The organism is Leclercia sp. Colony189, assembly GCF_009740165.1.
Taxonomy (GTDB): Bacteria; Pseudomonadota; Gammaproteobacteria; order Enterobacterales; family Enterobacteriaceae; genus Enterobacter.
Genome location: NZ_CP046557.1, coordinates 2,036,333 through 2,048,548, shown reverse-complemented (window position 1 = coordinate 2,048,548; position 12,216 = coordinate 2,036,333). Strand labels below are relative to the sequence as shown.

The window sequence follows — 12,216 nt, the reverse complement described above, 5'->3', positions numbered from 1 at the left end:
ACGGATAAATCAGTTGTTAACCGGGATCACCGCGCCTTTATACTTGGTGCGGATCCAGTCCTGGATCTCTTTAGAGTGCAGCACGTCCACCAGCGCCACGATGTCTTTCTTCTTCTCATCGCCACGGTGAACGGTGATGATGTTGGCGTACGGGTTGTTTTCACCGCTCTCCACCGCAATCGGGTCGTGAACCGGGTCCAGACCGGCGTCAATGGCGTAGTTGGCATTGATGACAACCGCCGCGCCCTCGTCATTGTTATACATCTGCGGCAGCAGGGAGGCTTCTACGTTCGGGGTGAACTGCAGCTTTTTCGGGTTCTCAACGATGTCGCTGATGCGCGCGGTCACTTTGTCGATGCCCGGCTTCAGCTTGATCACGCCCTCTTTCTCGAAGATAGAGAGGATACGTCCCTCTTCAGAGACCGCATCACGCATGATGATTTTGCCGCCTTCCGGCAGATCTTTCAGCGACTTGTATTTTTTGGAGTAGATACCGATTGGCTCGATGTGGATCGCCCCGGCGCTGACGAAATCGTACTCTTTATCCCCGGCGTGATCTTTCAGCACGCTGTTGAGGTATGGAATGTGCTGGAAGTAGTTGGCATCGATGTCACGACCCGCCAGCGCGGTGTTCGGCAGGATGTAGTCCTGGAACGGTTTGATCTCCAGATCGATACCCTGTTTCGCCAGAATCGGCTTCGCCTGCTCCAGAATTTCGGCGTGCGGGGTGTTGGAGGCTCCCACGGTCAGGGTATCAGCCCAGGAGGCAAAGCTCAGGGCGCTCAGGGTTGCTGCGGCGATCAACGTCAGTGTCTTTTTCATGATGATGGTTCCTGTGTATTGTTGTGTTTATCTTTTATCAAGAATGGAAGTAATGATGTCGCCGCAGAACTGGATAATGAAAACGATGATCAAAATGGTCACCGTTGCCACCAGCGTGACGTCACCATGGTTGCGCTGGAATCCCTCCAGATAAGCCAGATTTCCCAGACCACCGGCACCAATCACCCCCGCCATGGCGCTGTAGCTCACCAGGGCAATCAGCGTCACCGTGATCCCTGAGACCAGGGCTGGTGAGGATTCCGGCAGTAAAACCCGAAAAATTAAGGTGCTCAGACGGGCACCCATTGAGCGCGTCGCCTCGATCACCCCTTTGTCCACTTCACGCAGGGCGATCTCCACCAGACGGGCGTAGAACGGCGCGGCACCGACGATCAACGCAGGCAGTGCGGCGTTGGCCCCGAGGATGGTCCCCACCACGGTTTTGGTGAAGGGGATCAGCAGCACAATCAGAATGATGAACGGGATGGAGCGGAAGACGTTCACCACAATCGAAATGACGCTGTAGACCGTGCGGTTATGGAACATGCCACCGCGTGCGGTTAAAAAGAGCGCCAGACCGAGGACAAGCCCGAGCACAAAAGTCGCAACGCCGGAGAGCGCGGTCATATACAGCGTCTCCAGGGTGGCGGCCCAGAGCTGGTCCCATTTCAGGTGCGGGAAGAGATTCTCAGCCATGTTTAATTACCTCGCCTTCAATATCACTGTGCTGCAAATCGGCGAGGATATTGTTCAGTTGTTCATCTGTTGCCACCACGTGCAGCCAGAGCTGGCCGAAGACGCCGTGGGCGGTTTGTGTCATTTTGCCGTGCAGGATGTTAAACGGCAGGCCGTAGCGCAACGTCAGTTCCCCGACGACCGGTTTGTGGGTGCTGTGGCCGGTAAAGGTCAGCTTAATAACGGTGCCTTCCAGTTCGTTTGCCAGCTCGCTGTTAAAGGTTTCGTCTTCGGCGTACTGGCTGACCTGACGCACAAACTGTTGCGTAATCGGCTGCTGAGGATGGGTAAAGACCTGCAGCACGTCGCCCTCTTCCACCACTTTGCCGTTTTCCATCACCGCCACACGGTCACAGATTTTGCGCACCACGTGCATCTCATGGGTGATGAGTACAATGGTGAGCTTAAAACGACGGTTGATGTCGAGGAGCAGATCGAGGATCTGATCGGTGGTCTGGGGATCCAGCGCCGACGTGGCCTCGTCGCAGAGCAGCACGTCCGGGTTGTTGGCCAGCGCGCGGGCAATGCCCACGCGCTGCTTTTGCCCACCGCTAAGCTGGGACGGATAAGCCTGTTCGCGGCCTTTCAGCCCCACCAGCTCAACCAGTTCTGCCACGCGGGCTTTGATTTTGGCTTTAGGCACCCCGGCAATCTGCATTGAAAAGGCGATGTTCTCGCTCACGGTGCGCGACCACAGCAGATTGAAGTGCTGAAACACCATACTGATCTTCAGCCGCGCCTGGCGCAGGGTTTCACCTTTCGCCGCGGAGATGTCGTGTCCGTTAATCGTCACGCTGCCGCTGGTCGGCTTTTCCAGGCCATTGAGCAGGCGGATTAAGGTACTTTTACCCGCGCCGCTGTAGCCAATAATTCCATAAATTTGCCCCTGCTCTATCGTCAGGTTCACGTTATCAACGGCTGTCAGCGCCACTTTTCCGTTGTCAAAAATCTTTGAAATATTCCTGAGTACAATCATTCTTCGGGTAATCCGTTCGCCTGTGGCGGTTTAGCAGTATGGATGTCCAAACGATAGTAAACAGCCGTTATTAGCTTTTGAATGAATGAAAAGGAATATCTTATAACTTTGAGTGATAAGAGGCGTGACACCTGGGGATAAGGCCTTTGCTAATTTTCTGCAATCGATAGCTAAAAAGTCGCCATAGCGAAACGCCATAAAAATGGGGCATTTGCCTGAAGGTTTTTCGCGAGTGCAACATCTACGCGGTCAACCTTAACGCATTGATAACAACCCTTTGTAAAACTGCATATATAATTTTTGAAACGCTGTTTTCATTTTCCTTTTGCGCATCTTTCAGCGTATAATGCGCGCCTGTCTTCTGATGAATGGTTTCAGCGCTTGGACTACAAAAAACAACGCATACAACTTAACCTCTCTCCCTGGGCTGAAACACAGGCACACATTCTTCTGCACGCTCAATTGATGTCACCTATCCTTACTGCGTGCCATAAAAAATTTCGCAACACAGGTTTGACTCCAGGGCTCTGCGCCCCCGGAGCGAGATTTCCATATCCTTCCCAACTTAAAGACTAAGACTGTCATGAAAAAGACGAAAATTGTTTGCACCATCGGCCCGAAAACCGAATCTGAAGAGATGCTGACCAAAATGCTGGACGCCGGCATGAACGTGATGCGTCTGAACTTCTCTCACGGTGACTATGCTGAACACGGCCAGCGCATCCAGAACCTGCGCAACGTGATGAGCAAGACCGGTAAAAAAGCAGCAATCCTGCTGGATACCAAAGGTCCAGAAATTCGTACCATTAAACTGGAAGGCGGCAACGACGTTTCGCTGAAAGCGGGACAGACTTTCACCTTCACTACAGACAAGTCTGTTGTCGGCAACAGTGAAATCGTTGCTGTGACCTATGAAGGCTTCACCAGCGACCTGTCCGTCGGTAACACCGTTCTGGTGGACGACGGCCTGATCGGTATGGAAGTCACCGCTATCGAAGGTAACAAAGTTATCTGTAAAGTGCTGAACAACGGCGACCTGGGCGAAAACAAAGGCGTTAACCTGCCAGGCGTTTCCATCGCGCTGCCAGCCCTGGCTGAGAAAGACAAACAGGACCTGATCTTCGGTTGCGAGCAAGGCGTTGACTTCGTTGCAGCTTCCTTTATCCGTAAGCGTTCTGACGTTGTTGAAATCCGTGAGCACCTGAAAGCCCACGGCGGCGAAAACATCCAGATCATCTCCAAAATCGAAAACCAGGAAGGCCTGAACAACTTCGACGAAATCCTCGAAGCCTCTGACGGCATCATGGTTGCGCGTGGTGACCTGGGCGTTGAGATCCCGGTTGAAGAGGTGATCTTCGCGCAGAAGATGATGATCGAGAAGTGTGTTCGCGCGCGTAAAGTGGTTATCACCGCAACGCAGATGCTGGACTCCATGATCAAAAACCCACGCCCTACCCGCGCAGAAGCCGGCGACGTGGCGAACGCCATCCTCGACGGTACCGATGCGGTAATGCTCTCTGGCGAATCGGCTAAAGGTAAGTACCCGCTGGAAGCGGTCTCCATCATGGCGACCATCTGTGAGCGTACCGACCGCGTGATGAAAAGCCGTCTGGATTACAACAACGACAGCCGTAAACTGCGCATCACCGAAGCCGTGTGCCGTGGCGCGGTAGAAACCGCCGAGAAACTGGAAGCACCGCTGATTGTCGTCGCCACCCAAGGCGGTAAATCAGCTCGCGCAGTGCGTAAATACTTCCCGGACGCGACCATTCTGGCATTGACCACCAACGAAACCACTGCGCGTCAGCTGGTGCTGAGCAAAGGCGTGGTTCCACACCTGGTAAAAGAGATCGCCTCTACTGACGATTTCTACCGCCTGGGTAAAGAAGTGGCCCTGCAGCTGGTTGAACGTGGCCTGGCGCAGAAAGGCGACGTTGTGGTGATGGTTTCTGGTGCACTGGTTCCAAGCGGCACCACTAATACCGCATCTGTTCACGTGCTGTAATAATTTCGTTCGAATTAGTTTGTATAAAAAGCGTCCTTCGGGGCGCTTTTTTTATTTCCGCTATCAGCCAAAGTTATTAAAAAAGCAAATCGGGTTTTTCTATTTAACGGGGTCGTTTTCTAAGATGAATCCGATGAAAATTGTCTGTTTTAACACAATATTTTTCATGAAATAGTCAAAACAGGTGCTTCTTTGAGCGAACGATCAAAAATAGGCATATTCCCATCAAAAAAATATTCTCAACCTAAAAAACTTTGTGTAATACTTGTAACGCTACATGGAGATTAACTCAATCTAGAGGGTATTAATAATGAATCGTACTAAACTGGTACTGGGCGCGGTAATCCTGGGTTCTACTCTGCTGGCAGGTTGCTCCAGCAACGCTAAAATCGATCAGCTGTCTTCTGACGTTCAGACTCTGAACGCTAAAGTTGACCAGCTGAGCAACGACGTGAACGCAATGCGTTCCGACGTTCAGGCTGCTAAAGACGACGCAGCTCGCGCTAACCAGCGTCTGGACAACCAGGCTACTAAATACCGTAAGTAATAGTACCTGTGTTAATAAAATGGCGCACATTGTGCGCCATTTTTTTTTTGCCCCGCATTTCGCTTTACTGAATCGCCTGTTCATGCCCCACCGACGAAAGCGTGTTCTTCGCTGAAAGCCCACTACTGTTCACATTCGCCCCGGCACCTGTCGAGACCTCCACCGGGATACCCGCCCGACGCGACAACGCTTTGTTCACTAACGTCTTATCGCTGCCACTCTGCGACATAAAGGATGCAAGCGCACTGGAGTGGGCAATCGCCAGCGTTTGCGGATTCTCTCCTTCCATCGTCGCCAGCGGACGATGCACTTCAACGTAGCGCTTACCGTCCGGCTCAACCGAGAACTTCACCGGCTCATTGATGATCTGCACCCGCGTGCCGACAGAGGTCTGGGCGAAGAGCGCTTTGATATCCGGCGCATTCATACGCATACAACCGGAACTGACGCGCAGCCCCACGCTGTCGGGCGCGCTGGTGCCATGGATCAGGTATTCACCGTTACCCACGCCCAGACGCAGCGCAAAGCGTCCTAACGGGTTATTTGGCCCTGCGGGTACTACCGGCGGCAGTTTGATGCCCTGGGCCAGCGAGCGCGCTCTGATGCCCGCAGTTGGCGTCCAGGTCGGATTCGGGATCTTCTGGCTGATGCGGGTGGTGGTCACCGGCGTGTCCAGCCCCAGCTGTCCAATGCCCAGCGGATAGACCTGCACGCTATTTTCACCCGGGGGATAGAAGTAGAGCCGCAGCTCCGCCAGATTCACCACAATCCCTTCCCGGGGTGTATCCGGCAGCAACATTTGCGACGGAATGGTGATCACCGTTCCCGGCGCCGGATAGACCGGGGCGATAGTATTATTGGCTTCGAGTATTAAATGCGCAGCGGTATTAAATCGGCGCGCAATGGCCTGCAGGTTATTATCACCTTCCTGAACAACATAGGTCTGATTTTGCCCGATTAACCGGCTACCCGCCGCTGGCAAAGGATAATCCACCGCCCGGGCGCTATTAAGCGCGCTGAGCGAACCTAAAAGAATGAGAGTTAATAAAGACGCGCGCTTCATACTGAGATTCCTTATTCACTGACAGAACGTCAGAAAGCTGAAAAATCCGCGAGGCGGGAGCCGTCTCGCGGAGCAGAATGAGGGCTGTCCTGATAGTTTAGCTAATGTTGGCGGCTTTGGAGCGGATTGCGCGGATCATCGCCTCAAGCCCCTGGGAGCGGGAGGGGGTTAAATGCTGGGTGAGCGCCATTTTTTCAAACCACGGGCGGACGTCAAAAGCGACAATATCCTGGGCGGACATCTGCTGATATAAAATAAACACGACGGCAATAAGGCCTTTGACTATTGCCGCATCACTGTCGCCCGCTAATTCAATCACCCCGGCTTCATTCTGGTGCATTATTATCCACACCTGGCTCTGACACCCCTGAATACTATTTTCCGGGACGTGGTCGCTTTCGCTGAGGGCAGGCAGACGCTGCCCCAGCTCAATGATGTAGAGGTACTTCTCTTCCCAGTTTGCGCAACGCGTAAAATTACGCAGCAATTTATCTCTGTCTGGCAATGCAGCCATCTCTTGCCCTCTTTTTAGCCCAGCAGCTGGTGGATACGCTTCAGCCCGGCCACCAGTCTGTCGACCTCTTCCAGTGTGTTGTACATCACCAGCGATGCGCGGCACATCGCCGGTACCTGATAAAACGCCATCAGCGGCATAGCGCAGTGGTGTCCGGTTCGCACCGCCACCCCGTAGTTATCGAGAAAACTGCCCACGTCATAGGCGTGGTGTTTGCCAAGGTTAAAGGCAATAACACCCTGACGGTCCGCCGGGCCATACAGCGTGAGATCCGGCACGTTGGCAAGTTCCGCCAGAGCGTAGCGCATCAGCATCTGTTCATATTCGGCGATAGCATCAAGGCCGATGCCTGACACATACTCCATCGCCGCGCCCAGCCCGATAATGCCGCCGGTGTTAGGCGTGCCCGCCTCAAAGCGCCACGGCGCCCGGGCGTAGGTTGTGCCTCCGCTCAGGCTGACGGTGGCGATCATCGACCCGCCCCCTTCCCACGGCGGCATCGCCTGTAAAATCTCATCTTTGACGTACAGCACGCCGATACCGGTAGGCCCGTAGAGCTTATGGCCGGAAAAGACATAGAAGTCGCAGTCCAGCGCCTGGACATCCACCGTATGGTGCATCACCGCCTGGGCGCCATCAATCAGCACTTTCGCCCCCACCTGGTGGGCTTTGGCGATAATCTCCGCCACCGGATTTTCGGTACCCAGCACGTTGGAGATCTGAGTAATGGCCACCAGCCGGGTGCGTTCATCCAGCAGGGTATCCAGCTGTTCAAGCTGTAACGTGCCATCCTCGTTAAGCGGGATAACCCGCAGTTCCGCCCCGACGCGCTCGCACAGCATCTGCCAGGGCACGATATTGGCGTGGTGCTCCATCTGACTGATGAGGATGTTATCGCCCGCGTGCACTTCGGCGCTGCCCCAGCTGTTCGCCACCAGGTTGATCCCTTCGGTGGTACCGCGCACAAAGACCAGCTCCTCCGGCGAGCGGGCGTTTAAAAATGTTGCCGCGCGGGTACGGACATTCTCCATCCGCTGCGTCGCCTCGGCGCTGAGGGTGTGGATCCCCCGGTGCACCGCCGCGTAACCATGCCGGTAAAACTCCGCCTCGGCCTCGATCACCTGCGTGGGCTTTTGCGCGCTGGCGGCGCTGTCGAGATAGGCAAGCGGCAGACCGTTTACTTCACGGGTCAGGACAGGAAAATCCGCCCGCACTTTCTCTACAGGGAAAATCATGCCACACCTCCAGGCAGACGCTGGCCGATACGCGCCAGCACCTGCTGTCTTAACGTTTCATCGTCGAGGGCTTCGGTCAGTTCGGCGGCAAAGGCGTAGATAATCATCTTCTCGGCCGCCTGCTTATCGATCCCACGGGAGCGCAGATAGAACATCTGCTCATCGTCGATCCGCCCCACGGTGGCGCCGTGGCTGCACTTCACATCATCGGCGTAAATTTCCAGCTGCGGTTTGGTGTCCACCTCCGCCAGTCGCCCCATCAGCAGATTGTTGTTGGTCATCTGGCCGTCGGTTTTGATGGCGTGCTGCGCCACGTTGATCAGCCCGTTGAAGACGGCCCGCCCCTTATCGCTGACGATGGTTTTATGCAGCTGGCGGCTGTTGCAGTAGCCCTTGTTGTGCTCAAGCCAGGTACGGGTGTCGCACACTTCAGATTTCACCGGCATCGCCAGGCTGTTGATGCGCAGGGTCGTATTTTCGCCGTTAAGCTGAGTGCTGGTGTTATGGCGCAGTACTGCGCCCCCCAGCAGGAAGCTGTGGCTGAATGCCGTCGCATCGGCGGCCATCAACAGGTCGTTATGGGCGAAGTGGTGGCTCGCCGCGTTCTCGAACGCCAGCTTGATATGGTGCAGCCGGGCGTTAGCCGCCACGTTCATGGTCAGGCGCGAGCCGGTGAAATGGTGCATCTCATTGAGACTTACGTAATGCTCAATGATGGTTGCTTCTGCACCCTGCGCCAGTTCCAGATGGTGACGATAGTGAGCAGTGTTGATCTCTTCGCCTTCAAGTCCCTGGGTGATGTGCATCAGCAGCAGCGGCTTTTCAGGACGGGCGTTACGTTTCACGCTGATATGCGTCACGCTCTGGGCCAGACTTTCGGTCAGATGCAGGAACAGCTCCGGCTGAACCGGTGCCGCCAGGCTTTGCCGCTCGTCGTTAATGGTCACCTCAAACCCGCTGCCGTCGGTGCTGTCGCTCAGTTCCGGACTAAAGCGTCCGTCAACAAAGACCAGCCGCGTGGCGTCGAGAGTAAGCGCCAGGGCATCCCGATCGCTCGCTGCCACCCTGGCGGGTCGGGAAACAAACTCGCCGTTAAGCAACCCTTCCAGCGGGGTATATTTCCAGTTTTCGTGCTTACGCGTCGGCAACCCGAGGCGCAGCATCTGCTGCAGGTGCTGCTGGGCCTGTTCAGAGCGGGTTCCGCCCTGTGCCTCAAACAGGCGGTGCCACTGCTGCAGCGCGTTACTGCTGTTCGCTAAGCCAGCCATAGCCCTGCTCCTCCAGCTGTTTGACCAGCGTAAAATCACCCGATTTCACAATCCGCCCCTGATAGAGCACATGCACATAATCGGGTTTGATGTAATCAAGGATGCGCTGATAGTGGGTGACGATGATAAACGACCGCTTGCCGTCGCGCAGGGCGTTAACGCCGTCGGCGACGATTTTCAGGGCGTCGATATCGAGCCCGGAGTCGGTTTCATCGAGGATGCACAGCTCCGGCTCCAGCACCGCCATCTGCAGAATGTCGTTGCGCTTCTTCTCCCCGCCGGAAAAACCGACGTTGACCGAGCGGGTGAGCAGATCTTCCGGCATCTTCAGCAGCTGGATCTTCTCTTCCATCAGATCCTGGAAATCAAAGCGATCCAGCTCCTCTTCGCTGCGGTATTTGCGCACGGCATTCAGGGCGGTCTGCAGGAAGAACTGGTTGCTGACGCCTGGGATCTCTACCGGGTACTGGAAGGCCATAAAAATGCCCTCCCCGGCTCTCTCTTCCGGTGACAGCTCCAGCAGATCTTTGCCCTTAAAGTCGACCGAACCGCCGACCACTTCGTAATCTTCGCGCCCGGCAAGGGTGGCTGACAGCGTACTTTTGCCCGACCCGTTAGGGCCCATAATCGCATGCACTTCGCCCGGGCGGACCTCAAGGCTCAGGCCGCGCAGGATCGCTTTATCTTCCACACTGACCTGTAAATCTTTAATGCTTAACATGTGCTTTCCTTAATCCTTAGCCGACGCTGTGTTCGAGGCTGATCGCCAGTAATTTTTGTGCTTCCACGGCAAACTCCAGCGGTAGTTCAGAGAACACATCCTTACAGAAGCCGTTCACAATCATCGAGATGGCATCCTCTTCGCTGATGCCGCGCTGCAGGCAGTAGAAGAGCTGATCTTCGCCGATCCGCGAGGTTGTCGCTTCGTGTTCCAGCTGGGCGCTGTTATTGCGGCACTCAACATACGGGAAGGTATGCGCCCCGCAGTCCGGGCCAATCAGCATGGAGTCGCACTGGGTAAAGTTACGGGCGTTGGTGGCCGTCGGCATGATTTTGACTAAGCCGCGATAGCTGTTCTGGCTCTGCCCAGCGGAGATCCCTTTCGAAATGATGGTCGACCGGGTGTTTTTGCCGATGTGGATCATCTTAGTGCCGGTATCGGCCTGCTGATGCCCGCTGGTCAGCGCCACGGAGTAGAACTCGCCGATGGAATTATCCCCGCGCAGAATACAGCTCGGATATTTCCAGGTGATGGCGGAGCCGGTCTCAGACTGGGTCCACGACATTTTACTGTTTTCGCCTTCGCACAGGGCGCGCTTGGTGACGAAGTTCAGGATGCCGCCGGTGTTATTATCCCCCGGGAACCAGTTCTGCACCGTCGAGTATTTCACCTCGGCGTCTTTATGGATGATCACCTCCACCACTGCCGCGTGCAGCTGGTAGCTGTCGCGCACCGGGGCGGAACAGCCCTCGATATAGCTGACGTAGCTACCCTCATCGGCAACGAGGATGGTGCGTTCAAACTGGCCGGTTTTCTCGGCGTTGATACGGAAATAGGTGGAGAGCTCCATCGGGCAGCGCACGCCTTTCGGCACGTAGATAAAGGTGCCGTCGGAGGCTACCGCCGCGTTGAGGGCGGCAAAGAAGTTGTCATTGCCCGGCACGACAGTGCCAAGATATTTCTTCACCAGCTCTGGGTGATCGTGGATAGCTTCCCCGAAGGAGCAGAAGATGATCCCTTGCTCGCCCAGTTTTTCGCGATAGGTGGTCGCGACCGAGACGGAGTCAAAGATGGCGTCCACCGCTACCTCGCGCCCTTCACGTACCGGCACGCCGAGCTGTTCGAACGCCTCCTCCACCTCTTTACTTAAAAAGGCGTTGGCCCCGGTCTGCTGTACCGCACCGGGCTCAGAGGCGCAGGTGTCGTCGCAATGACCGCACGAGGGGGCAGAGTAGTAGCTGTAATTCTGATAGTTAAGCTTATCGTAGTGCGCCTTCAGCCAGTGCGGCTCTTCCATCTCCAGCCAGGCTTTGAACGCATTCAGCCGGAACTCCAGCATCCAGTCGGGTTCGTTACGCTTGGCGGAAATCGCGCGGATGACCTCTTCGTTGATCCCTTTTGCCAGCTCGTCGGTCTGCAATTGGGTGAAGAAGCCCTCTTTGTAATTAATGTGGCCGCCGGACCAGGTGTTGACGTCGTCAGTTGCTTCAGTATGTCGAGACATAATACCGCCTATACCCCAAAACTTTCGCCGCAGCCGCATTCGTTCTGGGCTTTCGGGTTATTGAATTTGAATAACTGGTTTAAGCCTTCGCGCACGTAATCCACTTCCGTACCGTCAATAAACGGCATCGCCTGGAGCGGCACATAGAGCCGGGCGCCGTCATGTTCAAAAACCAGATCGTCTTTTTCCGGCTGGCTGACGGTGGTGAGGACATAGCCGAAACCGGCGCAGCCCGTCTGTTTCACCCCTAACCGCACGCCGAGCATATCTGCCTGTTTGCTCACCAGCTCGCGAATGTGCGCCGCTGCGGCAGGGGTCAGCGATAATCCGCGCCATGCAAAATCTGTCGGATCAAACGTTTCTGAATGCTGTTCCATAAGTCCACCTCATGTATTGCGCCCTCTGGGCATAACACCATGTTAGTGATAATGATTATCACTTCAACCCCTCACTTGCAGGGGCATTCGGCTTAATCGCCCTTTTTGCATACTTTTATTAAGCATAGACCCTGATGACAGGCTTAACAGGCCTGACGAAGATTGTTTAATCTCTTGATAATCTTGATGATTAACAGAACAAATCGACCATAATGGTCAAAAGTTAAAATATGTATAGAAAATGCCTATTTTTGGAATAGCCAGATAGATAAGACGCAAGGACAGAGGATCTCCTGAAGGGCGGTGCCAGGTGAGCCAGGCTCTCCAGGATTGAGGCATGACCTTATTTGGGTACTTTGGGCCAACAGGCAAACCTGCGCCCCAGCAGGGTTTTTCTTTTTGTAAGCGTATTCTGAATCTCAGTCGGAAGGGTGAGGCGAACGCCGCCG

Annotated in this window: 12 protein-coding genes; 2 read left to right on the top strand and 10 right to left on the bottom strand. The window is 55.0% G+C overall.

Features of this window, described 5'->3' with window-relative positions:
- Positions 1 to 9: 9 nt before the first annotated feature.
- The 3 genes from GNG29_RS09730 to GNG29_RS09720 are packed head-to-tail and all read right to left on the bottom strand — an operon-like array spanning position 10 to position 2,533.
- Positions 10 to 822 carry a MetQ/NlpA family ABC transporter substrate-binding protein gene (locus GNG29_RS09730; protein ID WP_039029111.1) on the bottom strand — a complete coding sequence of 271 codons (813 nt, stop codon included), beginning with the start codon at positions 820 to 822 and terminating at the stop codon, positions 10 to 12.
- Between the two features lie 27 nt (positions 823 to 849).
- On the bottom strand, positions 850 to 1,518 hold the full coding sequence (locus GNG29_RS09725; protein ID WP_103179330.1) for a methionine ABC transporter permease: 669 nt from the start codon (positions 1,516 to 1,518) through the stop codon (positions 850 to 852).
- A complete protein-coding gene (locus GNG29_RS09720; RefSeq protein ID WP_156654367.1) occupies positions 1,511 to 2,533 on the bottom strand; it encodes a methionine ABC transporter ATP-binding protein in 1,023 nt (340 codons plus the stop codon). Before GNG29_RS09720 ends, GNG29_RS09725 begins: the two co-directional genes overlap by 8 nt.
- Positions 2,534 to 3,116: 583 nt before the next feature.
- On the opposite strand from GNG29_RS09720, the gene pykF reads away from it, so the two are divergent.
- On the top strand, positions 3,117 to 4,538 hold the full coding sequence (pykF, locus tag GNG29_RS09715) for a pyruvate kinase PykF (RefSeq protein WP_103179328.1): 1,422 nt from the start codon (positions 3,117 to 3,119) through the stop codon (positions 4,536 to 4,538).
- A gap of 310 nt (positions 4,539 to 4,848) precedes the next feature.
- Positions 4,849 to 5,085 carry a murein lipoprotein Lpp gene (gene lpp / locus GNG29_RS09710; RefSeq protein ID WP_001082307.1) on the top strand — a complete coding sequence of 79 codons (237 nt, stop codon included), beginning with the start codon at positions 4,849 to 4,851 and terminating at the stop codon, positions 5,083 to 5,085.
- Positions 5,086 to 5,149: 64 nt separating this feature from the next.
- Here the strand turns inward: lpp and GNG29_RS09705 are convergent, their stop codons facing one another.
- The 7 genes from GNG29_RS09705 to sufA all read right to left on the bottom strand — a co-directional run bounded on the left by GNG29_RS09705 (position 5,150) and on the right by sufA (position 11,767).
- A complete protein-coding gene (locus GNG29_RS09705) occupies positions 5,150 to 6,148 on the bottom strand; it encodes a L,D-transpeptidase family protein (protein WP_103179327.1) in 999 nt (332 codons plus the stop codon).
- Positions 6,149 to 6,245: 97 nt separating this feature from the next.
- A complete protein-coding gene (gene sufE / locus GNG29_RS09700; protein ID WP_103179326.1) occupies positions 6,246 to 6,662 on the bottom strand; it encodes a cysteine desulfuration protein SufE in 417 nt (138 codons plus the stop codon).
- A 14-nt stretch (positions 6,663 to 6,676) separates the two neighbouring features.
- Positions 6,677 to 7,897 (bottom strand): cysteine desulfurase SufS, encoded by a 1,221-nt coding sequence (sufS, locus tag GNG29_RS09695; protein WP_156654366.1) that lies wholly within the window; start codon positions 7,895 to 7,897, stop codon positions 6,677 to 6,679.
- Positions 7,894 to 9,165, bottom strand: coding sequence for a Fe-S cluster assembly protein SufD (gene sufD, locus GNG29_RS09690; protein ID WP_103791328.1), 1,272 nt, complete (start codon positions 9,163 to 9,165; stop codon positions 7,894 to 7,896). The genes sufS and sufD overlap by 4 nt, the downstream gene beginning before the upstream one ends.
- A complete protein-coding gene (gene sufC, locus GNG29_RS09685) occupies positions 9,140 to 9,886 on the bottom strand; it encodes a Fe-S cluster assembly ATPase SufC (protein ID WP_039029104.1) in 747 nt (248 codons plus the stop codon). The genes sufD and sufC overlap by 26 nt, the downstream gene beginning before the upstream one ends.
- A 16-nt stretch (positions 9,887 to 9,902) precedes the next feature.
- The gene (sufB, locus tag GNG29_RS09680) at positions 9,903 to 11,390 is read right to left on the bottom strand and encodes a Fe-S cluster assembly protein SufB (protein WP_103179323.1); all 1,488 of its coding nucleotides are present in this window, start codon (positions 11,388 to 11,390) and stop codon (positions 9,903 to 9,905) included.
- A gap of 8 nt (positions 11,391 to 11,398) precedes the next feature.
- The gene (gene sufA, locus GNG29_RS09675) at positions 11,399 to 11,767 is read right to left on the bottom strand and encodes a Fe-S cluster assembly scaffold SufA (RefSeq protein WP_103179322.1); all 369 of its coding nucleotides are present in this window, start codon (positions 11,765 to 11,767) and stop codon (positions 11,399 to 11,401) included.
- Positions 11,768 to 12,216: the final 449 nt, after the last annotated feature.